The following is a 26,201-nucleotide window of genomic DNA, read 5'->3' on the forward strand; positions in this document are numbered from 1 at the left end:
GCCCGGTCCCCGGCGAGGACTCGATCACCGGGATCGAGGTCTCCTCGGTGGCGTGCAGATTGTGCAGCGCCGCCAGCGGGGTCCCACCGTCCACTCGGTGGCCCGGCCAGAGCCCGGCGGCCGACCTCGGCCGGATGCCGGCGAAGCGCAGCAGACTGCGACTGTCGCAGCCAGCGCCAGGACCAGGGCGTCCCGGTCCGCCACGGCGATAACCGGGCTGCCAAGCAGCCGAACCGGCCTGTCGGACGCGTCCGGCCGCGCACCAATGCCCGGCAGACCATCTGCGACGCCGCCAACCGGTTCGAGGCCGGACGGCGCGCCAGCCTCTTCTTCCTCCGCGGCGAGCTGCTCGGCCGTGCGGTACGTCGCGGGATCGACGAGCACAGGTCTGTTCCGGTATCGGACGCCGATCACGGAGCGGTCGGGTCGGCTGGCGACAACCGCGCCGCCGACGACCTCAAGGGCCTCGTCCAGCAGGGCGAGGCCCTTGTCGGTCAGGTAGGGCAGGACCGATCCGTCGGGGACCGGCTGGAAAGCCGCCTCCGACCCGGGCGGACGAGGAGCGAGCACCGAAACACCGCCACCCCACCAGAAGAACTCTCCGAAAACGACTACCTGGCGAAGTGTAGTCATTTCACTGCATCAGGTAAGTGATTTCGACCGTTCCGCACAGCACCACCGCGAGGGTCGGCGTCAAGGTCCAGTCGACCCATCGGGTGACCGCTCAAGTCGGCCGAGCTCGGGCCGCGGCGATGTGACGCGAGTCTCGACAGACGGACTACAGTGATCTCCAGAGAGGTCACACACCGTCACTCGTTGAACGGCGATGGTGAGGATTCGCTCGGTGACTGCATTCGCGGAGGTGGAGCCATGTTCGGTCTGACGGTGCGCTTCGAGGTTCGCCCGGACACGGCGGACGAGTTCGACGCCCTCGTGGCGCAGACGGTCCCCCTGATCGCGGAGCGGGAGCCGGGCACGCTGATCTACACGACGCACCGCGTCGCCGGCGACCCGAACGCCCGGCTGTTCTACGAGCTCTACCGGGATCGCGACGCCTTCGAGGAGCACGAAAACCAGCCGCACATGCACCGCTTCGTCGCCGGCCGGCAGGCGCTGCTCACCGGTCCGCCGCGCATCGAGTTCGTCACCTTCACAGCCGGCACCGGAGTTCCCGTAGCAACCGAGGCCTAACCTCCGGCCCGGCAACTCGGCCGGCCCGGCAACTCGGCCGGCCCGGTAACTCGGCCGGCCCGGCGACTACGCCCCGGACCCACCAGGAGAGCTCCGCCCAGCCAGGCGGGCAGGTCCGACAGCCGCCGCGGGGTGCGCGCGGCCGGAGATGCCCGCCAGCGTCGCGAGCGACGCCTCCAGGTCCACCAGCCGATCGGCGCCGAGGTCTGCGACCCAGCGCGTCCGCAGCCGCTGGAAGATCTCCGCGCTCAGGGCCAGCAAGGCCGTGCCGCGCTCGGTCCGGTGCACGAGGGCAGCCCGGCGGTCCGTGGCGTCCGGCCGGCGCGCGGCGTATCCCCGTTCCACCAGGCAGGCCGCGGTCTTGGCCGCCGCCTGCTTGGTCACGCCGAGCCGTCGGCCGAGCTCGCTGACACTCACCCCGTCCACCCCAACCGCCTGCAACGCCAGAGCGTGCGTCGGCCGCGCGTCCGGATGACCACGCCGGGCGAGTTCGGCGTGCAGCTCGTCGGTGATCGCCCGGAACGCGCCGAGCAGCAGCACCGGCAGCTCGAAACCCCAGCGGTCCTCGGCCACGGCCTCCATCCTGCCGCTCCCTTCCTCATATCGACAACCTGGTGTACTTGTTGGACAACCAGGTTGTCGATATAGGTGAGGACGGGAACAGCGATGGGGAGGACAGGATCGGACGGCACGGCGGCGACCACGACCAACATTGCGGGCACCGTGCCGGTGGCGGGCGCCGCCGCAGGTTCGGGTACGGCCCGCACGGGTGAGGACGTCGGCCGGGGAACACCGCCCTGGATCGCGTGACCTCGCGGCGTCGCCGGGCCGGCGGGAGGGGCACCGGCGGCGTGGGGGCAGACTGCGTGAGTCTCCGGCGCTGAGGCGACCCGCCGGCCGCGGTGTTGCGGACGGCGGGCCCGTCGAGGCGGTGAGTCACCGACAAGAGCGACGAAGTGCCGCAGTCAGGAGCATGACGCATGAGGATCGGATTCATCGGCCTGGGCGGGATGGGCACGGCGATGGCCCGCAACCTGATCGCCGCGGGCCACACGGTGCTGGTCTGGAACCGCTCCCCCGGGCCCGTCACCGAGCTCGCCGCGGCCGGCGCCGTCCCCGCCGGCATCGACGAGGCGTTCGCGACCGGGACCGTGCTGAGCATGCTGGCCGACGACCGGGCCGTGACGGAACGCCTGCTCGACCCCGCGGTGCTCGCCGCTGCGCCCGCCGGTGCACTGCACGTGAACCTGGCGACGGTCAGCACCGCCCTGGCGGAACGGGCCGCGCGCGAGTACGCCGAGCGGGGCCTGCGCTACCTCGCCGCGCCGGTGTTCGGCCGGATCGAGGCCGCTGCTGCTGGCAACCTCACCATCGTGACCGCCGGCGAGCCGGCGGCGGTCACCGAGGTGCAGCCGCTGTTCGACGTCCTCGGCCGGCGCACCTGGACCGTCGGCGAGGTGCCGGCGCATGCCAACCTCGTCAAGATCTTCGGCAACTACCTGATCGCCTGCTCCATCGAGGCGATGGCCGAGGCGACGACCGTCATCGAAGCGGGCGGGCTGGACCCGGCCCTGTTCATCGAGGTGCTGACCGACAACCTGTTCCCCGGCCCGGTCTTCGCGGGCTACGGCGGCATGATCGGGAAGAGGAGCTACGAGCCGGTCAACTTCCGGTTGCCGCTCGGGTTCAAGGACGTCGGCCTCGCGCTGACCGCGGGCCAGGAGCGCAACGTTCCCCTGCCCTTCGGCGGCGTGCTGCGGGACGCGTTCATCGACGCGCTCGCGCACGGCCAGGGCGAGCAGGACTGGGCTGCGGTGGCCGAGACCGCCCGCCGCCGCGCCGGGCTCGTCTGAGGCGGCTCGCGCGGCGGGTGGTCGGGCGAGGCCCGGGGAAAGCCGTCCCAGGATGCGGTGCGGCAGCTCGTGGGATCGCAGGCTGAACGGCGGCGAGTCCGCCCGGTCGGCCCGAGGAAGGCCGGGTGAGCACTCGCACCCGCCGTCCCCGCCGACTCCGCCGGTGCCCGCCTGCGGGCGCGCCGCCTGCCGCGTGCCGCCCGCCGACGGAACCACCGGCGGGCGGCCCCGAGCCGTCCGCGGCCCGCCCGGCCCGCCCGGGCGCTGGGCGCAGAGCAGGATTCACGATGAGCGCATCACCGTCCCGACGTCCCGCCCCGACCTCATGACCAGGGCCCTCACCTTCGCGGTCCTGCTGGTGACCCTGTTCGCGGCGCACCAGCTCGCCGATCATGTGCTGGGTCAGACCGACGCCCAGGCCCGGTTGAAGACGACGCCGGGCCTGACCGGCTGGGCGGCACTGGGACGACACCTGGCCGCGTATCACGCGGTCGTCGTGGTGATGGTGGCGGTGGCGGCGGTCGGGCTCGACCTGCGGCTGTCCGCGTTCGGGGCCGTCGCCGGGCTGCTGATCTCGGTGGTCACCCACGCGTTGTGGGACCGCCGGACCGCGGTGCGCTGGCTGCTGACCAGGACGGGCGGCAGGGACTTCGCCGAGCTCACCGAGCACGGGATGAACGGCATGTACCTGGCCGACCAGTCCCTGCACACAGCGTCGCTGTGGCTGGCGGCGCTGGTCGCGGTCCTGCTTTGACCCGGGGTTCCCGCCGGCTCGGGGTCGTTCCTAGCAGCCCGACGACGTGCCGCCGGAGCCATCCGACCCGCCCGACGACGTGCCGCCGGAGCCGTCCGACCAGCCCGACCAGCCCGACCAGCCCGACCCGCCCTCGGACCCGCCCGACATGCTCCAGGACACGTTGTCGGCGCCGCCGGGCACGGACCAGCGGTCGTCATCGGCGCCGTCGCGACCGGCATAGTCCCAGCACGACGACCATTCGTCCGCGTTGGGTTCGGCGGTGAGGTCGCCGCTGGGCCAGTCGAACCCGGCTCGGGCGAAACCGAACGAGCCACCGGCGGAGTGCGTGGACACCGAATGCTCGGCCGCCCCGGACGCCGAGGCGAACGCCGAACCGACAACACGCGGGATCACGAGCCAGGCAGTGATGTTGACCCCCACGACGACGAGGATGATGACAAGCGGGACCAGGTAGCTGTACGCGGGTGGGAGCATGAGCGCCAAGGTGACCAGCCCTCCCACCAGGAGGGCGACGCCCGCGGCGACCGCAGCGAGGAACCGTGCCATAGGCATGTTCCTATCGCCCTCGACGGGGCGACGACCTCGATCGACGCCAACCCGACAAGCCGGGAGGGCGGTTTGATGGTGGTCATCCCGCTTGCTCCGTCCGTCTTCGGGTGGGCGGCCGCGCCGCAGCGGTGGGCGGAGGGCACCCGACCCGGGCCGCCGACGCGCGGTGACGCCCCGGCATCCTCTGCTGGCGTTCGATGACTTAGCCGGTCCACAGCGGCGGCAATCACAGCATCCCGTCATCGTAGGGGCACGGCGGGACATCAGGGAACGGCTCACGATCGAAAACGCGGACGGATCGCGCCCAGCCGGCACAGCATCACGGACCAGCCCGCCGCCAGCCAGACGGCCGAACGGAGCGCTGCGACGCCGCCGCCCGGACGGCACGAGCCACTGGCCCGACGGTGCCGGTCGGAGCATCACCGTGGATGCCCCGACCGGACGCCGCCGAGCTCGAGGATGCGACTGGGGCATCGCGGTTCGGGGACGGATGGGAACGACCCGGACACCTCAGCCGCGTCCTCAACCTACCTGCTCGATAGCTAGTAGTCACTGATCGATTACAGGCAGTTCTAGCGTACACCCCGTTTGAGGTCCCTGTACCCGTATGCCGCTGCCAGTCGGGCACCTTTCGTCGCGGGATGAGGATCGGGCCGCACCGGATCGTTCCCGACCCGATCAGCCGAAAATTGCGAATTCCCCTGGGGTCGCGGGACCTCCGGGCGATGTCGACCCCGCCACACATCGTCCGGCCCCTGCACACCGGGACCGGCGCATGGGTAGCAACGACGTATGACACGCGGCGAAGCAACCCGATGCGCCGGACAGATCGCCACGATGTGCGACTTGCGCATGCTGTCCCGTATTGGACAAAGGTTTCGTGATGACAGCCACAGGGTGAGCATCGGGTTTCCGGCTTAGTCTGATCGCTCATGAGCGGCGCGCCAGTCGGGGTGTTCGACAGCGGAGTAGGCGGTCTCACGGTGGCGCGCGCCATTCTGGACCAGCTTCCGCATGAGCCGTTGGTCTATCTCGGGGACACCGGACGGGCACCCTACGGACCACGCCCGATCGCCGAGGTACGCCGCTACGCCCTCGAGTGTCTTGATCGTCTGGTCGACGAGGGGGTGAAGCTGCTCGTGATCGCCTGCAACACGGCCAGCGCAGCGTGCCTGCGCGACGCCCGGGAACGCTACGACGTCCCGGTCGTTGAAGTGATCATGCCGGCAACCAGACGCGCGGTGGCGGCCACCCGCAGCGGCCGGGTGGGCGTCATCGGCACGGTGGCCACGATCGGCAGCCGCGCCTACGACGACGCCTTCACCGCCGCCGCGGGCGTCGACCTGACCGGCATTGCCTGCCCCGCGTTCGTGGACTTCGTCGAGCGGGGTATCACCTCTGGGCGGCAGCTACTCGGACTGACCGAGGCATACCTCGCACCGTTGCAGGAAGCCGACGTCGACACGGTAATACTCGGATGCACGCATTACCCACTGCTGACCGGGGTGATCGGCCTCGTGATGGGAGAGGGCGTGACGCTGGTGAGCAGTGCCGAGGAGACGGCGAAGGACACCTACCGGGTGCTCGCACGGGACGGTCTGTTCCGGGACCCCGACCTACCACCACCCAGCCACCGCTTCCTGACCACGGGTGACCCCGCGCTGTTCACCCGGGTGGGGCGCAGGTTCCTCGGGCCCGAACTCGTCCAGGTCTCGGCGGTGGCGTCCGGGGGGCCGTCCTCGGCGCCGTCCGCACTGCCCGCCGCCAGGAGCACGACCACAGCCGTCTGGACCGCCCGAACCGCGGCGGATCAGGATTCCTCCCAGCAGAGCCCGGTGGTGCCACGGTGAAACTGACCATTCTCGGCTGTTCCGGCACGTATCCGGGCCCGACCTCCGCCTGCTCGTCCTACCTGGTGGAGTCGGACGGGTTCCGGCTCGTCCTCGACGCGGGCAACGGGTCGATGGGTGAACTGCAGCGGCACTGCGACCTGCGCGACATCGACGCGGTCCTGCTCAGCCACCTGCACGGCGACCACTGCCTGGACCTGGTGGCGAACTCCTACGCGCGGCGCTACCACCCCGAGGGCATGCCGCCCAAGCTCCCCGTCTACGGTCCGATCAACACCCAGGAACGGCTGTGCGGGGCGTTCGAGAAGTGGCCGGACGACAGCCTCGCCGACATCTACGACTTCCGCACCATCGGCGCCGGCTGCCTGCACGTCGGGCCGTTCCGCATCGACCTCACCCGGGTGGCGCACCCGGTCGAGGCGTACGGCGTGCGGGTCACCGCGGAGGATCGGGTGCTGACCTACTCGGGCGACACCGGGGCGTGCGACCGGCTCGTCCGGCTCGCCCGCGACAGCGACCTGTTCCTGTGCGAGGCGTCGTTCCTCGACGACGAGGACAATCCGCCCGACCTGCACCTGACCGGCCGGGAGGCCGGTGAGCACGCGCGGAGGGCCGGCGTGGGCCGGCTGGTGCTGACCCACCTGGTCCCCTGGGGCAACGCCGCCCGTTCGGAGGAGGAGGCGGCCGGGGCGTTCGACGGCGACCTGACCATAGCCGCGCCCGGGGTCACCTACGAGATCTGACCCGGCCGCCCGATCAGGCCAGGCCAGGCTGGGTCCAGTCGGGCTGGGTCCAGTCGGGCGGGGCCGGACGGCCGGTCCGGGGCGGGCCGATAGTGTCGCGGGCGTGACACGAGTCGATGGCAGGAAACCGGACGAGCTCCGGCAGGTGACGATCCTGCGGGGCTGGCAGGAGCACGCCGAGGGATCGGCGCTGATCAGCGCCGGGAAGACCAGGGTGCTGTGCGCCGCCTCGGTGACCGCCGGCGTCCCGCGCTGGCGAAAGGGCAGCGGCCTGGGCTGGGTGACCGCCGAGTACTCGATGCTGCCGCGGGCCACCAACACCCGCAACGACCGTGAGTCGGTGCGTGGCCGGATCGGGGGGCGCACCCACGAGATCTCCCGGCTGATCGGGCGCAGCCTGCGGGCCTGCATCGACCTGGCCGCCCTCGGCGAGAACACCATCGCCATCGACTGCGACGTGCTGCTGGCCGACGGCGGCACCCGCACCGCCGCGATCACCGGCGCCTACGTCGCGCTGGTCGACGCCGCCCGCTGGCTCGGCCGACCCGCGGCGATCACCACGAGCGTCGCCGCGGTGAGCGTCGGTGTCGTGCGGGGCGAGCCGATGCTCGACCTCGCCTACACCGAGGACTCCACCGCGGACACCGACATGAACGTGGTGTGCACCGGGGCGGACGGGTTCGTCGAGGTGCAGGGCACCGCCGAGGGCACCCCGTTCGACCGGGCGATGCTCGACAGCCTGCTCGACCTCGCCGTGTTCGGCTGCGCCCAGCTCACGGAGATCCAGGCCGAGGCGCTGCGCGGCCCGGCGCCGGCGGGTCCCGCCCGACCGGAGGGGGCACGATGAGCGCGAAGCCGACCGCCGGCACGGACGCCGCCGCGGCGGGAGCTCCGGCCGGCTCGCCCAAGGTGCGGGTGGTGCTCGCCAGCCGCAACGAGGCGAAGCTGACCGAGCTGCGCCGCATCCTGGCGGCCAGCGGCCTGGCGGTGGAACTGGTGGCTCTTCCCGATGGCGAGGAGGTGGCCGAGACCGGGACCACCTTCGCCGAGAATGCCCTGATCAAGGCGCGGGCGGCGGCCGAGCAGACCGGGCTGCCCGCCGTCGCCGACGACTCCGGGCTCGCGGTCGACGAGCTGTCCGGCATGCCCGGCGTACGCTCGGCCCGCTGGTCCGGACGCCGGGACGGCACCCGCGCCGAACGCGACGAGGCGAACAACGCCCTGCTGCTCGCCCAGCTCGACGACGTGCCGCAGGCGCGGCGCGGCGCGGCCTTCGTCTGCGCGGCGGCGCTGGTCACCCCCGGTGGCGTCGAGCGAGTGACGCACGGGGAGCTGCGCGGGGTCCTGCTGACCGAGCCCCGCGGACAGGGCGGCTTCGGCTACGACCCGCTGTTCCTCGCCGACGGCCAGACCCGGACCAACGCCGAGCTCACCGCCGCCGAGAAGGACGCGATCAGCCACCGCGGCCTGGCCTTCCGAGACCTCGCCATCCTCCTGCGCGAAGTCCTCGCCTCCTGACACCACGCCCGCCCGGCCCACACCGCGCGCGTCGCTGCGCGGCACTATGCGCCACAGCCCGCAGACCTCGCGTGACCAGCCGCCTCGTGGCGTGCTCGTCACTCGGCGCTGCCGAGGTTTAGTCACGTTTTCGGCCCCTCCGAGACCGTAAACCGTAACTAAACCTCGGCACGATGCTGGCCTCGAGGTTGTGGCAGCACGCGTCCAACGAGATCATGGCGCCGCTCGGCCCTGTGGCTGTGACTCCGCCGCGATCACCGGCCGGCGCGCACGCCGCCGCAGCAGCAGGCGCCAGCGGAGAGCCTTCCGTACTAGAGCCCCCGCCACTCAACCCAGAAAGATCGCCGAAGGCGATCCGACGGAAACCCCGAACGGCCCCCTAGGCCAGGGGTCCCCACAGATCGCCGAAGACCCCACCAGCTCCCCCAGAAAGATCGCCGAAGGCGATCCGACGGAAACCCCGAACGGCCCCCTAGGCCAGGGGTCCCCACAGATCGCCGAAGGCGATCTGTGGGGCTAGGCCCACAGCTGACCTTCCAGCGCGGCCTCTGCCTCCTCGAGGGTGCCGGCGTAGGCGCCGGTGGACAGGTACTTCCAGCCGCCGTCGCAGACGATGAGGGCGATGTCGGCCCGCCTGCCCTCCCGGACTGCCCGCTCGGCCTGAGCCAACGCCGCGTGCAGGATGGCGCCGGTGGAGATCCCGGCGAAGATGCCTTCCTCCTGGACCAGCTCGCGGGTGCGGCGCAGGGCTTCGCGTGGACCGACGGAGTAGCGCGAGGTGAGCACCGACGGGTCGTACAGCTCGGGCACGAAGCCCTCGTCGATGTTGCGCAGGCCGTACACGAGCTCCCCGTAGCGGGGCTCGGCGGCGACGATCGTGATGCCGGGCACCCGCTCCTTGAGGTAGCGGCCCGTACCCATGAGCGTGCCGGTCGTCCCGAGGCCGGCGACGAAGTGGGTGATGGCGGGCAGGTCCTCGAGGATCTCCGGGCCGGTCGTCTCGTAGTGTGCCTGGGCGTTCGCCGGGTTGCCGTACTGGTAGAGCATGACCCAGTCGGGGTTTTCGGCGGCGAGCCGCTTCGCGACGGCGACCGCCTCGTTGGAGCCGCCGGCGGCGGGCGAGTACCGGATCTCGGCGCCCCACATCTGCAGCAGCTGGCGGCGCTCCACCGACGTGTTCTCCGGCATGACGCAGACGAGCCGGTAACCCCGCTGGCGGCAGACCATCGCCAGCGAGATACCGGTGTTGCCGGACGTCGGTTCCAGGACGGTCGCGCCGGGGGTGAGCAGGCCGCGCTTCTCGCCGTCGGCGATCATCCACAGCGCCGCCCGGTCCTTGATCGAACCGGTCGGGTTGTCCTGCTCCAGCTTCGCCCACAGCCGGACCTCCGGCGACGGGGACAGTCGCGGAAGCCCGACCAGCGGGGTCCGGCCGACGGAGTCGGCGAGGGAGTCGAAACGCATGAGTCGGACCTGCCGCTCGGCTCAGTGCTGACCGGCAGGCACGCCGGGCGAGCTGGCGGTGGAGCCGCCGGCGACCGCGGGCAGGATGGTGACCTCGTCGCCGTCGTTGAGCTTGGCGTCGAGCCCACCGAGGAACCGCACGTCCTCGTCGTTGATGTAGATGTTGACGAACCGGTGCAGCTCGGCGCCGTCCTCACCGGTCACCAACCGGCCGCGCAGCCCGGAGTAGCGGGAGTCGAGGTCGAGGAAGAGCGCGGCGACCGTGTCGCCCGTGCCCTCGACCAGCTTCGAACCTCCCGTGTAGGTGCGCAGGATCGTCGGCACACGGACCTGGACTGCCATGGTGCTCCTTTCGCGGGTGCCAGCGGTCGGGCTCGACCGAGGCGCCGCCCGGACGGGCGGGGGTGTTACGCGGGCGGGGTGTTACGACAGGCGGCTGGGACGCGCCGGCGCGGGGGCTTCGCCACTCGCAGGCCCAGGATGCCCCGACGGCGGCGAGACTGTCCCCGATTCAGCTCGCGCGGACGGTGTCCCGACATCGTCCGCCGGGGCAGGCGCGGGACCAGGCGTTGCCCGCTCCGGGTGGCCGCACCGGCGGGAGCCGGCGGCGAGCCGACCGGGCGCGACGCGGGGTCGAAGTGGCGCCGCGGACCGCGTCGCCCGCGCATCGCCGGAACCGACCACGCCGTCCCCCCTTCCCGCGCCGTCGAATGCCGGCCCCGCCACTGCAACGTCCCAGGTCCTCAGACGATTTCCACCGGCTCCTCGGTGACCACACCTTCGACGATCCGGAAGGATCGGAACTCGGTGTGGTCGGGCTCCCGGGTGGAGGCCAGTACGTAGTGTGCACCGGGCTCACCGGCCAGGGAGATGTCCGTGCGGGACGGGAACGCCTCGGTCGCGGTGTGCGAGTGGTAGATGACGACGGGTTCCTCATCGCGGTCGTCCATCTCCCGCCAGACCCGCAGCTGTTCCATTGGATCGAAGCGGTAGAAGGTCGGCGAGCGCTCGGCGTTCTCCATGGGAATGAACCGCTCCGGCCGATCCGAACCCACCGGGCCGGCGACGACTCCGCACGCCTCGTCGGGGTGATCACGGCGGGCATGGGCGACGATCGCCTCGTAACAGGCACGGTCGATACGCAGCACTGGCCCACCGTACGACGCGGAAGGGGCGGTCTGGGCGGTCCTGACGACGAGACCGTCCCGGCCGGCGGCCCGGATCGCCGCGGCCGACCTAGTCCAGCGTCCGGGTCAGCTCGTCGAGCAGCCCGGTCAGAAAGACGTATGTCGCCACCAGCGGGTAGCGCGGATCCTCGGGATCCATGAGCTCCAACTCGTCGGTGGAGTCGTCGTCGGTCAGGGCGAGGCGGGTGCCCAGGAACAGCCGCAGGTCGTTCAGGGTGGTCAGCCAGTCCTGGGCGGCGTCCTCGTCGAGGACGAGCACGGACCCGGGAGCGGGCATGGCGGCCAGCACACGGCGGGCGGCGTCACGTTTGCGGGCGAGCAGGTCGTCGGTGCGGCGGCGGCGGAAGTCCCCGGAGGCCATCGGGTCGTCCGGATACGGGTCGGGGAGCAGCCGGGCGATCGCCGGGTCCTCCGGCGGGGGCGGGGCGGTGTCGCGCAGTCCGACCATCGCCTCCAGCGGGTCCTCGACGGGCGGCGGTTCGAGCAGAGTCTCGATCTGGCCGACGAGCTGGGACAGCAACTGCGACTCCCACTGGGGCAGCCGCAGCTCGATCCCGGCCCGGGTGCGACGGAAACCGTCAGCAGCCACGACGTCGCGCCCTCCATCACCACCCGTCCGCAGCGCCCGCCCGCCTGCGGATCATCCGCCGGTCACCACCGACGCCGCCGCGGCGGCTCGACCGGTACCGCGACGGGTACCGCGGCGCCATCACCCAGAAAAGGGACGCGGGCGCGCAGCGGGGTTACGGCGGAGCGGACGGTCGGCAGGTGACCACCGCCAGCCTAGTCCAGCCGGCGGGGTGGCCCTGCGTGTCACGTCGGCGCACCTGCCGGCCGGGGATGGCGCGATCCGTCCGGTCCCCGCCCGGCGCGGACCGGACGCCGACGGCCCCCGACGCGACCGGCGGCGGGTGGCCCGCGGGCCTCCGGACACGTTTTCGGGGGTGACCCCCGGGAAGAGGTAGCTCGGTCGAACCACCCGCAATCTGGACAATTTTGCGATACAGACGTTATCGAACCCGACACCGAGCGGAGTCATGCGGCGGCCACTCGACGCCCGCCGGCGAAGGCGGGGCCCCGATTACCCGGAATATTCCGAACGAGATAGCCGAATTTTCTCCGACGGACGATACGCACAGCCCGGATTCATCTCTGGGCTCCGGCAGATCCGAACCGGAGAGGGCGTTCATTCCGAAAACAAGCGACGAATACAGATTCATCGGGCTTTTCGGAACTGCCACCACGGAGGCTCGGGGGACCGACCGGGACGAATCTCGCCCGCGCCTTCCCAGCGCACCGAGCACATTGTCCGACCGCCGCCCGCGGCCGGGACGACCGGCCCCCGGCATTCCGTCGTCCTCGCCGGGGATCACGCGTGGACCGCCCGCCCGACCGGCAGGCACGCGCCACGCCGGCCCGGCACCGGCGGCCGGCATCGGCCGCCGCGGTCCCGATCCGGGTAGCCCCTTGCGGCCCTGTTAGTCAGATAGTGGCCCGACAGTGGGCATGGGTAGGCCCGTAGGAGGCCGATCGGCGCTCCCCGCACGACGCCGACGGCGGTGCCGACGCGGTGACCGCGCACAGCCCGGGCGCTGGTCAGTCCCGGACGCTGGTCAGTCCCGGCGGTCGCCAGTCCCGGCGATCCTCAGTCCTGAGCGATCGTCGCCCACAGCCCGTAGGCGTGCAGGCGCTCCGCGTCGGCCTCCATCTCCTCCCTGGTACCGGTGGCGACCGAGGCCCGGCCCTTGTGGTGGACGTCGAGCATCAGCTCGGTGGCCTTCGACTTGCTGTAACCGAACAACTTCTGGAAGACGTAGGTCACGTACGACATGAGGTTGATCGGATCGTTCCAGACGATCGTGACCCACGGCCGCTCGTCATCGAGGGCCTCGTCGACTTCCTCGACATCGAGTGGCGACACGGCGGTGACAGACACGAGGCCTATTGTTACGCCATTCCCGCGCCCTGACCCGCCGCCGGGCGCGGTGAGATGCGACGACGCACGTCCGGTCACGCCCTGCGACGGCGCGGCGCGGCGCGGACGGTCAGACGGAGCGGCGCAGCAGCGGCGGGTGCAGCGCGGTGGCCGAGCCGCGCCGGTACAGCTCGGCGGGCCGGCCGCCGCCGCGTGGGGAGGTGCGCTGGCCCAGCGGGACGACGAACCCGGGCGTGGACAGCACCTTACGCCGGAAGTTCGGCGGGTCCAGCCCGACGCCCCAGGCCGCCTCGTAGACGCGGCGCAGGTCGGCCAGGGTGAACTGGTCCTCGCAGAAGGCGGCGGCCAGCGGGGTGTACTCCAGCTTCGCGCGGGCCCGCTCGACCCCGTCGGCCACGATCCGCGGATGGTCGAAGGCCAGCGTGGGGCCATCCGGGGAGTCCAGGTCCGCCACCGGCCACCACCGGGCGCGGGGGCCGTCCCGGCCGGGCGGCGGCTGCGGCAGATTCGGCAGCAGGGCCAGGTAGGCGACGCTGACCCCGGGCGCCCGCGGGTCGCGGTGCGGGCCGCCGTAGGTGCGCAGCTGTTCGAGATGGCCGGTCGTGGTGACCCCGGTCTCGGCCCACAGCTGGCGCGATGCCGAGGTGTCGAGGTCCTCGTCGCCGCCGACGAAGCCGCCGGGCAGCGCCCAGGCCGCGTCGAACGGCGGGTCGTCCCGGCGGATCAGCAGGACGCAGAGCCGGCCGCCGCGCAGGGTCAGCAGGACCAGGTCCACGCTGACGGCGACGACGGGCGGCGTGACGGGATGACCGTGACGCCGCCCGTCATCGCCGTCACGCGGACCGCGGACCTGATTCGGCGGCGATGCGGGCGGCACCCCTCCAGTCTGGCCATGCCCACCCCACCGCACACGGCCCCCTCCCCGTAGCGGGTTCGGGGTAACGGGGTTCGCGGGGCCGCGGCGGGCGGGCAGGGAGCAGCGGACGGACGGGTGCGCCAGGTTCAGGCGTCTACCCCGACGGGTCAGGCGCCGGTGGTGTGCACCACGGGCAGGCACGGTTGGCCGAACCGCACGTCCCGCGCCGTCGGGGGCAGCGCGGCGAACGCCCGGCCGTGATGCTCCCGGGCCCGACGCGTACCGGCGGGACCGACCAGGCCGGCGTCGACGAGCTCGCCGCCCACGACGATGGACCGGAGCAGCTCGCGGTCCCGGGACTCGCCGGGCCGGGACCCGGAACCGGCGTCCGCCGGCAGGGGCGCCCCGGTCGGTGGCAGGACCGGCGCCGACAGCGACGGGAAGCCCGCCGGGAGAGCCGTCGCGCCGGCGGCCGGCACCGGCTGCGCGGCGCCGGTCGCGGCCGGGACGGCGCGCTCCGGGACGGCGCGCTCCGCGACGGTGGCGAAAGTCGTGGCGGCGGAGGTGGTACCAGCCGTCGGGGCAGCGGTGGGGACGATGGTGGTGGGGGCCGTGGTGGAGGGGGCCGTGGTGGTGGGGGCCGTGGTGGAGGGGAGGACGACGTCGGCGACGGCGCGGCCGGTGGGGTCGTGGCGGCGCACGACCCGCTTGCGTCCCCCGCGGCTGGTCTTGCCCACCGATCTCTTGGCCACGGCGACGCCGTCGACCTCGACAAGCTTGTAGACGAACCCGGCGGTCGGCGCCCCGGACCCCGTGACCAGGCTGGTCCCGACCCCGTAGCCGTCCACGGGCGCCTGGCCCAGCCGGGCGATGGCGTGCTCGTCCAGGTCTCCGGTGGCGATGATCCGGGTGCCGGTCGCGCCGAGCGCGTCGAGCTGCGCCCGGGCGGCCGTGGCGAGCCGGCCCAGGTCGCCGCTGTCGATCCGGATGGCGCCGAGCTCCGGCCCGGCGGCGGCGACCGCGGCGGCGATGCCCTCGGGGACGTCGTAGGTGTCGACGAGCAGTGTCGTGCCCCGGCCCAGGGCGGCCACCTGGGCGGCGAACGCCTCGGCCTCGGAGGGATGGACGAGGGTGAACGCGTGCGCGCTGGTCCCCACGCTGGGCACGGCGTAGGTCCGGGCCGCCTCCAGGTTGGAGCTGGCCGCGAAGCCCGCCAGGTAGGCCGCCCGCGCGGCCGCCACCGCCGCGGCCTCGTGGGTGCGCCGCGAGCCCATCTCCAGGCAGGGCCGCTCGCCGGCCGCGGCGACCATCCGGGCGGCGGCCGCGGCGATCGCACTGTCGTGGTTGAGGATCGACAGCACGAGCGTCTCCAGCAGCACCGACTCGGCGAACGTCCCCTCGACGGCGAGGACCGGCGTGTCGGGGAAGAACGGCTCGCCCTCGGCGAAGGCGCGGATGTCGCCGCGGAAGCGGTAGTCCGCCAGCCAGGCCGCGGTGGCGTCGTCGACGGCGTCGGCGGCGCGCAGCGCGGCGAGCTCGGGCGGGGAGAAGCGGAAGTCCGCCAGGGCATCGAGCAGCCGGCCGGTGCCGGCGAACACGCCGAAGCGGCGGCCGGGCGGCAGAGAGCGGGTGAAGACCTCGAAGACCACACGACGGTTCGCCGCCCCGGAGCGCAGCGCCGCCCGCAGCATGGTCAACTCATAGTGATCGGTCATAAGTGCCGTGGACATCCGGAACAGGGTAGGGACGAGCCCGTCCAGATGCGCGTCTCCCGTGATCCCGCGGGTGGCGGAAGAGGGTGAGTTCGCCGTGCCGGGGGTGTGTTGGTCCGGCGGTGGGGCGGGCGCAGTCCTGCATGATGTCCCTCACACCTTGCCGCCCACGCCGCCAGCGCCCGGGAGTGCCTCGACGTGACCACGCCCGCGCCCGACCTCACGCCAGCCGAGTGCGCGCCGCACATGGCGCGGTTCCCGGCCGATCGGCGGCAATTGGACAGGACCTGTGTAGTCACCCGACGCCGTCATGCGATCGTCTTCAGCGTGGACCACAGTAATGCCGGCATCTTCATCGTCGTGGTCAGCGGCGCGTTGCTTGCTCTGCTCGTACTCGGCGGTCGAGCCGGCCGGAGCATCGCCCGCGACGTGTGGAGCCGCATCGGCTTCTTCCGCTGGATACTTGTCGCGATCATTGTCGTAGTCGTCCTCGATCTGTCCGACGGGTTGCCCAACCAATGAACACCGGGACGGCGGGAACAGCGCCGCATAACGCAAGGCAGCGAAGATGTTGCAGGACGCCACCGGACCACCTCCGTATGGGGTGGTCGATTTATGTCACTGCGCTCCCAGATGCCCGACTCGTTATGCTCACTTCGCGTAACACGATTGTCGGACGAGAGGACAGCGGGTGACTGGTCACACCTGGCTCTGGACGCCGCCGCGGGCCACTCCAGCCAGCGTCGGCGTCGGCCAGCTCCTGAGGGCTTACCGACAGGCACACGGCCTGACGCAACAGCAACTGGCCGATCGGCTGGGTTTCGACCAGTCGTACGTGTCAAAGGTGGAAAGCGGCCGCCGGGCCATCCATGACATCTCGACGCTGCGCCACATCGCCCGCAACCTCGCGCTGTCCCCCGAGGACGTGGGCCTGGCGCCCGGCGCGATGGCTGACCGCCGACGGGACAGCGGCCCGCGCAGTCCCGCGGCCGAACAGGTCGCTGCCAGCCAGCGCGCCTGGCGGCTGACCCGGGACCACCTCAACCACCACCGGATCAGCCTGGCCCGGGCCGCGGTGCGGCTCTACCCGGAGACCGACCGGCTCGGCAGCGGCCTGCTGGCCCGCCCGGGCTGGGTCTGGGACCGGCCGGTGGACATCGACGAGGTCGCCCTGCGCTGGCAGGACAACGTCGAACCGCCGCTGATCCGCGGGGACGAACCGGAGACGGCCGGCAGCCGCCCGCTGCTCGGCGGCGGCAGCCCGCAGACCCGCTACCAGCGCTACACCCGGGCGATGCGCGATCTCGACCGGCCGACGCTGTTCGAGAACCGGCTGAGCTTCCGGCTGCTGGACATCGGCGGCGACGGCACGGCGCCGGCGACGGCGGACAACCGCCCGACGCTGAACTTCGGCCACACGACCTACTTCGACGCCGTCGACGTGTGCGAGACGGTGGCGCACGAGGCGGCCGCCGCGATGGCCGGCACCGGGCTGTCCTGGCCGGCGCTGCCGTTCCGGGCGCGCATCGGCAACCCGTTCGACTTCGGCCGCCGGGTGGCCCTGCCGTCGATCAACACCCTGACGATCCGGCACGATCGGGGCGGTCAGGCGAGTTTCTTCCTGCACCGGCGTAGCGCGGGCTCGGTGGCGACCGCCGGCGGGGTCTACCACGTGATCCCCGCCGGGGTGTTCCAGCCGTCGGGGATCACCGCGTTCCACCACGAGGCCGACTTCGACCTGTGGCGCAACATCATGCGGGAGCTCAGCGAGGAGCTGCTGGGCAACCCCGAGCACGACGGCAGCTCGTCCAGCCCGATCGACTACGACACCGACGAACCGTTCCGCTCCTTCGAGCAGGCGCGGCGGGCGGGCTCGGTGCGGGTGTCGTACTTCGGCATCGGCCTCGACGCGTTGACCTTGTTCGGCGAGATACTCACCGTCGTGGTCATCGACGCGGACGCCTTCGACAAGCTGTTCGGCGGAATGGTCCAGAGCAACGCCGAGGGCTCCGTCGTCACGGCGGGGCCCAACCGGGCGGTGACCGAGGGCATCCCGTTCACCCACACCGCGCTGCGCCGCCTCGTCGACACCGAGCCCATCGCTCCGTCGGCGGCGGCGTGCCTCGAGCTCGCCTGGCGTCACCGCGAGACGCTGCTGCCCGGCGTGCGCGCGCGGACGGCGTCCTGATCCGGGACATGCGCGTTCTGGTCACCGGTGCGTCCGGGTTCATCGGCGGAGTGGTCACGGATGCCCTCGCCGCCGAGGGCCACGCGGTGACCGCGATGGTGCGCGACCACTCCTCGGCGCCGGCCTTCGCGCCCGGCGTCGAGGTGGTGGCCGCGGACCTGCTCGACCCGCGGCAGCTCGCCGCCGCCGGGGTGGCTCGAGGCTTCGACGGGGTGTGCCATCTCGCGGCCCTGACCCGGGTCCGGGAGTCGCGGATGGCTCCCCTGCGCTATTTCCAGGCCAACCTCACTGGCACGGTCAACCTGCTCACGGCGCTGGAGATCGGCACGGAGCGGACCGGGGTCGCGCCCGCGTTCGTGTTCGGCTCGAGCTGCGCCGTCTACGGCGACGTCGATCTCACCGGCGTCCCGGAGAGCCGCCCGCCGGACCCGTCCAACCCCTACGGCGCGTCCAAGCTCGCCGCCGAGCGCCTGCTGAGCCATCAGGCCGGCACCGGCCTGGTCGGAGCGGTCATCCTGCGCTCGTTCAACGTCGCGGGCGCCGTCGCGGGGCACTACGACCGGGACGACAGCCGGATCATCCCGGCGGCGATCGCGGTGGCGAGCGGGCGTCGCGACGTCTTCCGCGTCAACGGCGACGGGCACGCGCTGCGGGAGTACGTCCACGTCGGGGACATGGCGGCCGCCTACCACGCGGCGCTGGCGGCGGCCACGCCGGGACGCTGCTCGGTGTTCAACGTGGGCAGCGGAGTCGGGGTGAGCATCGTCGAGGTGCTGGCGGCCGTCGGCAGGGTCAGCGGGCGCCCGGTGCGGCGCGTCCACTGCCCGCCCGTCCCCGAGCCCAAGGCACTGATCGGTGACAGCCGGCGGATCCGCACCGAGCTGGGCTGGGGCTCACCCCGGTCGAGCATCGACCGGATCGTCACGGACGCCTGGCGGTTCGGCCGGGCGGCCGGCGGGACCGGGGTACCGCCGCGGCAGCGCAACGTCCCGATCATCACCTGACGTCCCCGGCGTCACCTGACGTCCCGGCACCGCCCGACGTCCCGACACCGCCCGACGTCGTCCCATGCCGGACATCCCCCGGGACTACCGCCCACCGTGCACACCCCGTAGCCTGTAGCGAAGTATGACCTCTGGGCTCTGGACCAGCGCGTCCGGCGCGACCAGCCCGGGGCCACATCCCCGACGATCGGGATCCCGGACGGTCGGACCGATCCGGTCCGTTCCGTCGGTGGGGGGTTCCGACCCGCGGGACGGTATGATCATGAAAGGCTTTCCCGACCCCGAAGGGCTGGCTGTGATGGTGGCGGACCGACACCTGGGCCTACGGCCCTGTCACGTCTACGACTACGACGGCGAGTACCTGGGCTCCTTCACGAGCTGGTCGGCGGCGCACGAGTGGGCCCACCTCCAGGCCGCGATGGGTGGCGTCCCCGGCCCGCTGGAGGTCGAGGACCGACAGCTCGGGCAGCGCCGGCGCGTCTGGGTGGACCGCTGCGCGGACCTGCTCGCGGCGCAGCCCGCCGCGACCGAGGCGCCGGCCGGGGCCCACGCCCCGCGGGTCGGCGGGCCCGGCGCGACCGCCCCCGAGCATGGCGCGACCGCCGCCGTGGCCCTTGGTGCCGCCGTGCTCTGCGACGTCCTCGACGCCCCCACCGTCATCCCCGCGCAGCCCCGCCGTTCGGGCTGACCCGCGCGCCTGCGGGCCGGCCGGGCGAGCAGCGCCCCACGGATCCCACCCCTGTCGCAACATCGGCCCCCGAAACGCCGCCGACGGCCCGAAGGGGCAACCTCCCCACACGAGAAACACAACACATCGTCATCGCCCGCGGATGCGCGGGCCTGTCGGTGGACCGCGCCGATCGGCCCGAATCCCGCGGGACCGCCGGCAGGTGCGGGGACGGCCGTCGGTCCGGTTCGGGCCATGGCACTCCGGCCTGGGCGCATCGGGCGGCGCCCCACCCGGCGCGCCGCCCGGACGGGACGCCGCGGCGGCGGATCCGGGCGTCGGCCTGCGCCGGGAACGTCGCCCGCCGGGGCCTGCCCGCGGGCTCGGGCCCGCCGGCCGGGACGAGCCGATCGTCCTGGGGTCGACGGGCACCGACATAAGCACCAGACTGTCCGTGAGCGGACATACCTGACCGCCGTCGGTGGACGTTGGCCTATCCTCGTATACCGAATGCGACGAAGCTTCCCGTGCCACCGGAGCTTGCCGGGAACATCCGTGGGCCACCCGACAGAGCACCTGTTCAGCTCCGAGCACTAATCTGACGTCTGTCGTGACCCGGATCATCTACCGGGACGGGCGCCATGCGGGGACGCAGCCCGAACGATCGATGACGAGACGCTCCTTGGGGGAGACGAAAGTGGACGAGCAGACCGCTGGGACCGGTAACCCGCGGCCCACTTCGCGCCTGGTGGTCGACGTGGTGCGTGCGCTGCGTGGATGGGTGGTGGCGGCAGCCGGCGGCGTCCTGCTTCTCGGCTGCTACCTGGGCGTGTCCAAGGAGACGGACGTCGCGCTGCAACTACCGTACGTGGTGTCCGGCGGTTTCGGCGGGCTGGCGCTCGTCCTGATCGGCAGCGCGCTGCTGGTGGCCGACCGCTTCGACGCGGCCCAGGCCGCGCAGGCCCGCACCGTCGGCCAGGTCGACGACCTGCACTCGCTGATCATCGCGGCCGCCACCGCCGGTGAGGAAGCCGGCGGCGAGGCACCGACCGCCCCGGCCCAGGCGCCCTACCAGCAGCAGCCCGCCGCCCCGCCGCAGAACTCCTACTTCAACTCGGCCGGCAACGCCGTGGCGGGTGGGCCGGCCCTCCCGGCGGGGGTCAGCGCGCCCGGTCCGCGCGCCTGACCCGCCGGCGTCTCCCCGCGTTGCGACGGCGCCCCGAAAGGCGAGCGTTCCCGTGATCACACTTGACCCGGCCGGCGACGGCGGACGCCGAGAGGGTGGCCGATGACCAGCATCGATCTGGCGCTGGCCGGCATCTCGCTCGGCGCGATCGCCGCCCTGTCCGGCATCGGCCTGCTGGTCACCTATCGCACCAACGGCGTGCTCAACCTCGCCCAGGGCGGGATCGCCACCCTGGTGGCCTACATCTTCCGCGAGATGGTCGTCGAGTGGGACCTGCCGATCTGGCTGGCCGCCGTGATCGCCCTCGCCGTGGTGTCCCCCGGCATCGGGCTGCTGCTCGAACGGCTGGTGTTCCGGCCGCTGGCCCGCCGCCGGGCGTCGGCCGCCGAGTCCCTCGTCGCCAGTCTCGGCGTGCTGGTGCTGAGCCTGGGCATCACCGCGGGCATCTGGGGGCTGGGGGCGCGCAGCGATGCGCCCAGCATCTTCCCGAACTCGTCGGTCCGGCTGTTCAGCGACACCCGGATCGGGGTCGACGCCCTGGCCGAACTGATCATGGTCGTGGTGTTCGCCGTCGTCATCGGGATCATCGCCGCCCGCACCGCCTTCGGCCGTCAGATCCGGGCCGTCGTCGACGACCGGCAGCTCGCCGAGCTGTCCGGCGTGCCCGCCGACAAGGTGGCGGCCGCCGGCTGGGCCGCCGGCACCACGATGGCGGGCCTGACCGGCATCCTGCTCGCCCCCCGCTTCCAGCTCACCCCCTACGGCCTGACCCTGCTGGTCCTGGAGACCTTCGCGGTGGTCGTGGCCGCCCGGCTGTCGAGCATGCCGGTCGCGGTGCTCACCGCGCTCGGCATCGCCATCCTGCAGAGCGAGCTCAAGCAGTTCACCCTCGACGGCGACGCCGGCCAGATCCTGACCGTGCTCCAGTCGAACCTGTTCATCGTCGCCCTGCTGGTCCTGCTGCTCGCCGTCCCGAAGCTGCGGGAGCTGGGCTCGGGCGACTCCGGCGCGACGGCGAGCTTCTCCAGCCGCGGCGCGCCGCCGTCCGGACGGGTCAGCGGAGTCCGCTTCCGTCGGGACTACCTCGGCAAGCTGGGCGGCGGGGCGCTGCTGCTCGCGCCGCTCACCTTCGCGCCCTCCGACCTGCGCTCGGCGTTCATGGTGCCGGCGCTGGCCCTGATCTTCCTGTCGATGGTGATCGTCACCGGCTACAGCGGGCAGCTCTCCCTCGGAGCCGCCGGCTTCGCGGGCCTCGGCGCGATGCTGTCACTCAAGCTCACCAACGGTGACCTGTTCGGCCTGCCGGCGATACCGGGAATCGCGTCGATGTTCGTCGGCGCGCTGTTCGTCGCCCCCATCGGCCTGATCACCGGCTACCCGGCGATCAGGCGCCGCGGGCTGACGCTGGCCCTGACGACCTTCGCCGTCGGCGCGGTCGTGAGCCGGTTCGTCTTCGAGCAGCCCACGTTCGCCACCGGGCTGTACCTCGACCCGCTGACGCTGTTCGGCTGGGAGCTGTCCGAGAAGGCGTTCTACGTCTTCGAGCTGATCTGCCTGGGCATCGGCCTGCTCGTGGTGCGCAACCTGCACCACGGCCGGCTCGGCCGGGCCCTGCTCGCCCTGCGCGACCACTCCGAGGGCGCGGCCGCGGTCGGCGTCGACGTGCGCAACCTCAAGCTGCTGGCCTTCACCGTCTCCTCCGTCGTCGCCGGGCTCGGCGGGACGCTGCTGGTGCACAGCAGCTACTCCTTCTCCGCCGACGACTTCGCCCCGTTGCAGAGCCTGCTGTGGTTCACCGCGGTCGTCGTGTTCGGCGCCGACAGCGCGGCCGGCGCGATCGTGGCCGCCGCTTTCATAGTCACGATCGACGTGCTGGCCCCGGCCGGGTCGTCGACGCTGGCGATCGGCATCCTGGCGCTCGCCCTCGGGTGGATGCCCGGCGGGCTCGCCTCGGCCGTACGCGGCCTGCTCCGGCTGCTCGCCCAGTACCTCGCCGACAGCTTCGTCGACCCCAACCAGCGGGCCCCGCGACCGGTGCCCGTGCGCATCTCCGCGGTGGGCCACCTGCCGGCGACCACCGGTATCACCGGCAGCACCGGCATCCCCGGGATCGGCTCGACCCTGGGGGCGGCCCGCGCCGGGCACTACGCCCGCTGGCCACTGTCCGGTAACCAGGACGGGCTGCCCGCGGACGCCCCGCGGCTCACGCCCTTCGGCTCCAGCCTGGTGGCGATGGTCCAGCAGTACGCCGCCGCCCAGACGGCGGGGGCCCGCCAGCGGCACGCGGCGAGCACGGACGGCGTCCCGCGCCCGGCGGTGACGCAGCCGCCCGGCCCGGCACCCACCGGCGCCGGCGTCCACCCAGCCGAGGGAGGCCGGGCATGAGCCGGCACGTGCTCCAGGCCGTCGGCCTGGTGCGCCGCTACGGCGGCCTCACCGCGGTCGACCACGTCGACCTCGTCGCCCCACCAGGCATGATCACCGGCCTCATCGGGCCGAACGGCGCCGGCAAGTCGACGCTGTTCAGCCTGCTCACCGGCGTCGAGCAGCCCGACGAGGGCAAGGTGCTGCTCGGCAGCACCGACATCACCCGGATGCGGCCGGACATCCGCTCCCGCCGTGGGCTGGTGCAGACCTTCCAGGTCCCCTCGCTGTTCCCCACCCTCACCGTCGCGGACAACCTGCTCGTCGGCGCGGAGAACCGGCGCCGGGACTACGCCGGCGGCCTGCTGGGCCTGTCCGCGCAGGGCCGGGGCCGGGTCAGCCACAGCGTCGAGCGTGCGCTCGAACGGCTGGGCCTGGCCCCGAAGGGACCGGTGACCCAGATCGTCGAGGAGGTCCTGGACTCCCTCGGCCTGTCCGACGTGCGCGACACCATCGCCGGGACGCTGCCCACGGGGGCGCTGCGGCTGGTGGAGTTCGCCCGGGCACTGTGCGCGCGCCCGGACGTCCTGCTGCTCGACGAGCCCGCCAGCGGCCTGGACAGCGAGGAGACCGCCAAGCTGTCGCAGCTGCTGCGGCGAACCGCCGCCAGCGGGGTCGGCATCGTCATCGTCGACCATGACGTCGACCTCGTCTTCTCGGTCGTCGACCAGGTGTACGCGATGGTGGGCGGCCGGGTCGTCGCGTCCGGCGACCCGGAGACGGTCCGCAACGACCCGACCGTGCGGTCGGTGTACCTGGCGCAGGCACCCCTCGCCGCGGCGGGGCAGACCGGGGAGGCACGGTGACGACGGCGACCGCCGAGCTCGAACTGACGGGGGCCCGCGCCGGCTACGGCACGGTCGAGGTCCTGCACGGCCTCGACCTCGCCATCCCGGCCGGGAAGGTGACCGCGTTGCTGGGGGCGAACGGCGCGGGCAAGTCCACCTCGCTGCGGGTGCTGTCCGGGCTGATCCCGCTGCGGGCGGGCACCCTGACCTGGCGCGGCGAGGACATCACCCGGCTGTCCACCGTCGACCGGGCGCGGCGCGGCCTGATGCTGGTACCGGACGAGCGGGCCGTGTTCGCCACCCTGTCGGTCCGGGACAACCTGCAGATCATCGCCGAGGCGAGCGGGCATCCCGACATCACCCCGGCGCTGGAGTCGTTCCCCCGGCTGCGCGAGCGGCTCACCCAGCGGGCCGGTTCGATGTCCGGCGGCGAGCGCCGGATGCTGGCGCTGGCCAGGGCCCTGCTCGCCCGCCCCTCGGTGCTCATGGTCGACGAGCTGTCGCTCGGCCTGTCGCCGAAGGTCGCCGCGGACCTGTTCGGCTGGCTGGCGACCGTGGCCGCCTCCGGGACCACGGTCCTGCTCGCCGACCAGTACACCGAGCAGGCGCTGGCCATGGCCGACCTGGTCTACGTCCTGCACCGGGGGGAACGGTCCTTCGTCGGCACGCCCGCCGAGTTCGCCGGCGGCGCGGCCACCGGCGCCTCCGCCTTGGCCTGAGCCCGCCCCGACTGGAGCCGCTCCGCCCGCCCACTCCGCCGCAACGAGCCGGGCCCCGGCCGGGACCACCCGCGGGTGCGGGGATCCCGGCCGGGGCCCGAATCTGCTCGGCGGTCGCGGCCGCAGAGGGCACTGCCGCCGGCCGTCAGCCCGCCGGGTAGGGCAGGTTCGGAACGGTGAAGCAGTTCGTGTTCATGTCCTTGACCTGGGTCTCCCAGCCACCCTTGCCGCCGTTCGCCGAGTCCTTCCAGCGGGCGACGTTCAGGCAGTTCTGATCCTGCGCCGGCGGTTCCGGAGCCTTCTTGAAGTTGCGGCCGGACGAGATGAGCAGCCCGTGGCCGTCATAGTCCTTGCCGCTGTTCATGAACGCCTCGACGCACGTGCGGGTCACGTTCGCGCCGCAGGAGCGGATCGCGTCGGTCAGCCACTGGGCCGCGGCGTAGCCCTCCAGCGTCCACAGGTTCTCCTTGGCCACCCGCTCGGGCGCCGCCGCCTGGAGGTCCTTCTGGAACTGTGCCACCGCGGGGATCGAGGTGTCCTGGTAGTTGGCCGAGCCGCTGGTCGAGTAGATCGTGTTCCGGCAGTTCGGCGACGCGCTGTAGACCTGGCCGATGTTGTTCGCCCAGCCCTGCGGCGGGGTCACCTTGGCCTGCAGCGGCATCTTCTGGCTCTCGATGGAGTTGCACAGCTGCGCGTTGCCGCCGTCGTCCATCGCGTCGAAGACGATCTGCACGCCGCGCCGCTTGAGGTCGAGCACCGCGGAGTCCCAGCTCGGCGCCCCGAGGTTGATCTGCTCCTCGACGACGGTGTAGCCCTCCTTGCGCAGGCCGTCGGCCACCGACTTGGCGTAGCGCTGCGACTGGGCCACGTTGTAGTACACGACCCCGGCGACGTTGGTGTGCAGGTTCTGCTTGAACCAGCGGTAGGTCTCGGTCCCCGCGTACAGCGTGCCGTTGTAGCCGGGGCGGTCGCCGTTGCGCGGGTAGTAGCTACCGTAGATCGAGTACAGGTGCGGGTACTGGTCGTACTCGGTGCCGACGGGCTGGCCGCCGATGTCGGGCACGCCCTTCGAGTTGATGTACTGCGCACCCGCGTAGCTGAAGGCGGTCACACCGGCGAGCGCGAAGACCTTCTCGTCGTCGACGAGCTTGTGCGCGCAGCTGACGTTTCCGTCGGGGCTGCCCTTGTCGTCGCACTCGACGAGGTTCACGCTCCGACCGTTCACGCCGCCCGCCGCGTTGAGCGCCTTGAAGTAGGCCCGCGCCCCGTACAGCGAGGCGGAGAACGTGTCTGGGCCGAAACCGCTGCTCAGACCGGCGATCGTACCGATCTTGATCTCGGTGGGCGTGACCCCGACGTCGGAGGCGGTGTTGTTCGAGGCGCCGGCCTGCGTGCTGGCGGCCGTGGTCGGCCCGGTGTTGCCCGCACGGCTGCCGCAGGCGACGAGCGCCAATGACGACAGCACGACGGCGGCGACGAGCGATTTCGCTCGCATGGACATGCTCTCCCCTGGTTGATCGGTGACGCTCGAACGGTACGGCCAGATCGACGTCCTCGATACGTCAGGCTGACGACAGCCAACCAGCCGCCGCCGACTACGTACCGTTAC

General features: G+C 72.4%; 26 protein-coding genes. 15 read left to right on the forward strand and 11 right to left on the reverse strand.

Annotation, left to right across the window (positions count from 1 at the left end):
* The first annotated feature begins 870 nt into the window (after positions 1 to 870).
* Positions 871 to 1,191 (forward strand): putative quinol monooxygenase, encoded by a 321-nt coding sequence (locus FRAQA3DRAFT_RS16340; RefSeq protein ID WP_009740147.1) that lies wholly within the window; start codon positions 871 to 873, stop codon positions 1,189 to 1,191.
* Between the two features lie 66 nt (positions 1,192 to 1,257).
* On the opposite strand, the gene FRAQA3DRAFT_RS16345 is transcribed toward FRAQA3DRAFT_RS16340, so the two are convergent.
* Complete coding sequence (locus FRAQA3DRAFT_RS16345) at positions 1,258 to 1,773, reverse strand: MarR family winged helix-turn-helix transcriptional regulator (protein WP_009740148.1); 516 nt, start codon at positions 1,771 to 1,773, stop codon at positions 1,258 to 1,260.
* Positions 1,774 to 1,857: 84 nt separating this feature from the next.
* Between FRAQA3DRAFT_RS16345 and FRAQA3DRAFT_RS35160 the strand changes: the two genes are divergently transcribed.
* The 3 genes from FRAQA3DRAFT_RS35160 (at position 1,858) to FRAQA3DRAFT_RS16355 (ending at position 3,798) form a co-directional block, all read left to right on the forward strand.
* A complete protein-coding gene (locus FRAQA3DRAFT_RS35160; protein WP_157467419.1) occupies positions 1,858 to 2,001 on the forward strand; it encodes a hypothetical protein in 144 nt (47 codons plus the stop codon).
* 170 nt (positions 2,002 to 2,171) lie between these two features.
* Positions 2,172 to 3,044, forward strand: a complete 873-nt coding sequence (locus tag FRAQA3DRAFT_RS16350; protein WP_009740149.1) for an NAD(P)-dependent oxidoreductase — start codon at positions 2,172 to 2,174, stop codon at positions 3,042 to 3,044.
* Positions 3,045 to 3,207: 163 nt separating this feature from the next.
* Positions 3,208 to 3,798 carry a DUF3307 domain-containing protein gene (locus FRAQA3DRAFT_RS16355; protein ID WP_009740150.1) on the forward strand — a complete coding sequence of 197 codons (591 nt, stop codon included), beginning with the start codon at positions 3,208 to 3,210 and terminating at the stop codon, positions 3,796 to 3,798.
* Between the two features lie 30 nt (positions 3,799 to 3,828).
* Here FRAQA3DRAFT_RS16355 and FRAQA3DRAFT_RS16360 read toward each other — a convergent pair whose 3' ends face one another.
* Complete coding sequence (locus tag FRAQA3DRAFT_RS16360) at positions 3,829 to 4,353, reverse strand: hypothetical protein (RefSeq protein ID WP_198286918.1); 525 nt, start codon at positions 4,351 to 4,353, stop codon at positions 3,829 to 3,831.
* A gap of 929 nt (positions 4,354 to 5,282) precedes the next feature.
* On the opposite strand from FRAQA3DRAFT_RS16360, the gene murI reads away from it, so the two are divergent.
* From murI to rdgB, 4 genes are all read left to right on the forward strand, one after another.
* Positions 5,283 to 6,200: a glutamate racemase gene (gene murI / locus FRAQA3DRAFT_RS16365; protein ID WP_009740152.1), complete on the forward strand. Its 918-nt coding sequence runs from the start codon at positions 5,283 to 5,285 to the stop codon at positions 6,198 to 6,200.
* On the forward strand, positions 6,197 to 6,943 hold the full coding sequence (locus tag FRAQA3DRAFT_RS16370) for an MBL fold metallo-hydrolase (RefSeq protein WP_009740153.1): 747 nt from the start codon (positions 6,197 to 6,199) through the stop codon (positions 6,941 to 6,943). The genes murI and FRAQA3DRAFT_RS16370 overlap by 4 nt, the downstream gene beginning before the upstream one ends.
* 103 nt (positions 6,944 to 7,046) lie before the next feature.
* Entirely contained in the window at positions 7,047 to 7,790 is a 744-nt protein-coding gene (gene rph / locus FRAQA3DRAFT_RS16375) for a ribonuclease PH (RefSeq protein ID WP_009740154.1), read from the forward strand.
* Positions 7,787 to 8,461, forward strand: a complete 675-nt coding sequence (rdgB, locus tag FRAQA3DRAFT_RS16380; protein WP_009740155.1) for an RdgB/HAM1 family non-canonical purine NTP pyrophosphatase — start codon at positions 7,787 to 7,789, stop codon at positions 8,459 to 8,461. The genes rph and rdgB overlap by 4 nt, the downstream gene beginning before the upstream one ends.
* 516 nt (positions 8,462 to 8,977) lie before the next feature.
* On the opposite strand, the gene FRAQA3DRAFT_RS16385 is transcribed toward rdgB, so the two are convergent.
* From FRAQA3DRAFT_RS16385 to FRAQA3DRAFT_RS35165, 8 genes are all read right to left on the reverse strand, one after another.
* The gene (locus FRAQA3DRAFT_RS16385) at positions 8,978 to 9,925 is read right to left on the reverse strand and encodes a PLP-dependent cysteine synthase family protein (RefSeq protein ID WP_009740156.1); all 948 of its coding nucleotides are present in this window, start codon (positions 9,923 to 9,925) and stop codon (positions 8,978 to 8,980) included.
* A 21-nt stretch (positions 9,926 to 9,946) separates the two neighbouring features.
* Positions 9,947 to 10,267 (reverse strand): MoaD/ThiS family protein, encoded by a 321-nt coding sequence (locus FRAQA3DRAFT_RS16390; protein WP_009740157.1) that lies wholly within the window; start codon positions 10,265 to 10,267, stop codon positions 9,947 to 9,949.
* Between the two features lie 401 nt (positions 10,268 to 10,668).
* Complete coding sequence (locus tag FRAQA3DRAFT_RS16395; protein WP_009740158.1) at positions 10,669 to 11,073, reverse strand: Mov34/MPN/PAD-1 family protein; 405 nt, start codon at positions 11,071 to 11,073, stop codon at positions 10,669 to 10,671.
* A gap of 88 nt (positions 11,074 to 11,161) precedes the next feature.
* A complete protein-coding gene (locus FRAQA3DRAFT_RS16400) occupies positions 11,162 to 11,701 on the reverse strand; it encodes a DUF2017 domain-containing protein (RefSeq protein WP_009740159.1) in 540 nt (179 codons plus the stop codon).
* Between the two features lie 1,056 nt (positions 11,702 to 12,757).
* Entirely contained in the window at positions 12,758 to 13,048 is a 291-nt protein-coding gene (gene clpS, locus FRAQA3DRAFT_RS16405) for an ATP-dependent Clp protease adapter ClpS (RefSeq protein WP_009740160.1), read from the reverse strand.
* 109 nt (positions 13,049 to 13,157) lie between these two features.
* A complete protein-coding gene (locus tag FRAQA3DRAFT_RS16410) occupies positions 13,158 to 13,925 on the reverse strand; it encodes an NUDIX domain-containing protein (RefSeq protein WP_369809366.1) in 768 nt (255 codons plus the stop codon).
* A 146-nt stretch (positions 13,926 to 14,071) separates the two neighbouring features.
* A complete protein-coding gene (locus FRAQA3DRAFT_RS16415) occupies positions 14,072 to 15,634 on the reverse strand; it encodes a nicotinate phosphoribosyltransferase (RefSeq protein ID WP_051054375.1) in 1,563 nt (520 codons plus the stop codon).
* 135 nt (positions 15,635 to 15,769) lie between these two features.
* Positions 15,770 to 16,201, reverse strand: coding sequence for a hypothetical protein (locus FRAQA3DRAFT_RS35165; protein WP_157467421.1), 432 nt, complete (start codon positions 16,199 to 16,201; stop codon positions 15,770 to 15,772).
* A 106-nt stretch (positions 16,202 to 16,307) separates the two neighbouring features.
* On the opposite strand from FRAQA3DRAFT_RS35165, the gene FRAQA3DRAFT_RS16425 reads away from it, so the two are divergent.
* From FRAQA3DRAFT_RS16425 to FRAQA3DRAFT_RS16455, 7 genes are all read left to right on the forward strand, one after another.
* On the forward strand, positions 16,308 to 17,804 hold the full coding sequence (locus FRAQA3DRAFT_RS16425; protein WP_009740164.1) for a helix-turn-helix domain-containing protein: 1,497 nt from the start codon (positions 16,308 to 16,310) through the stop codon (positions 17,802 to 17,804).
* Between the two features lie 8 nt (positions 17,805 to 17,812).
* A complete protein-coding gene (locus tag FRAQA3DRAFT_RS16430; protein WP_009740165.1) occupies positions 17,813 to 18,808 on the forward strand; it encodes an NAD-dependent epimerase/dehydratase family protein in 996 nt (331 codons plus the stop codon).
* Between the two features lie 262 nt (positions 18,809 to 19,070).
* Positions 19,071 to 19,496, forward strand: coding sequence for a hypothetical protein (locus FRAQA3DRAFT_RS16435; protein ID WP_009740166.1), 426 nt, complete (start codon positions 19,071 to 19,073; stop codon positions 19,494 to 19,496).
* Positions 19,497 to 20,172: 676 nt separating this feature from the next.
* Positions 20,173 to 20,661, forward strand: coding sequence for a hypothetical protein (locus FRAQA3DRAFT_RS16440; RefSeq protein WP_009740167.1), 489 nt, complete (start codon positions 20,173 to 20,175; stop codon positions 20,659 to 20,661).
* A gap of 102 nt (positions 20,662 to 20,763) precedes the next feature.
* Positions 20,764 to 23,046 (forward strand): ABC transporter permease, encoded by a 2,283-nt coding sequence (locus tag FRAQA3DRAFT_RS16445; RefSeq protein ID WP_009740168.1) that lies wholly within the window; start codon positions 20,764 to 20,766, stop codon positions 23,044 to 23,046.
* The gene (locus FRAQA3DRAFT_RS16450) at positions 23,043 to 23,891 is read left to right on the forward strand and encodes an ABC transporter ATP-binding protein (RefSeq protein WP_009740169.1); all 849 of its coding nucleotides are present in this window, start codon (positions 23,043 to 23,045) and stop codon (positions 23,889 to 23,891) included. The genes FRAQA3DRAFT_RS16445 and FRAQA3DRAFT_RS16450 overlap by 4 nt, the downstream gene beginning before the upstream one ends.
* Positions 23,888 to 24,592: an ABC transporter ATP-binding protein gene (locus FRAQA3DRAFT_RS16455; protein WP_009740170.1), complete on the forward strand. Its 705-nt coding sequence runs from the start codon at positions 23,888 to 23,890 to the stop codon at positions 24,590 to 24,592. The genes FRAQA3DRAFT_RS16450 and FRAQA3DRAFT_RS16455 overlap by 4 nt, the downstream gene beginning before the upstream one ends.
* Positions 24,593 to 24,737: 145 nt before the next feature.
* Here FRAQA3DRAFT_RS16455 and FRAQA3DRAFT_RS16460 read toward each other — a convergent pair whose 3' ends face one another.
* Positions 24,738 to 26,087, reverse strand: coding sequence for an ABC transporter substrate-binding protein (locus FRAQA3DRAFT_RS16460; RefSeq protein ID WP_009740171.1), 1,350 nt, complete (start codon positions 26,085 to 26,087; stop codon positions 24,738 to 24,740).
* Between the last annotated feature and the right edge of the window lie 114 nt (positions 26,088 to 26,201).

The organism is Frankia sp. QA3 (assembly GCF_000262465.1).
In the GTDB taxonomy this organism is placed as follows: domain Bacteria; phylum Actinomycetota; class Actinomycetes; order Frankiales; family Frankiaceae; genus Frankia.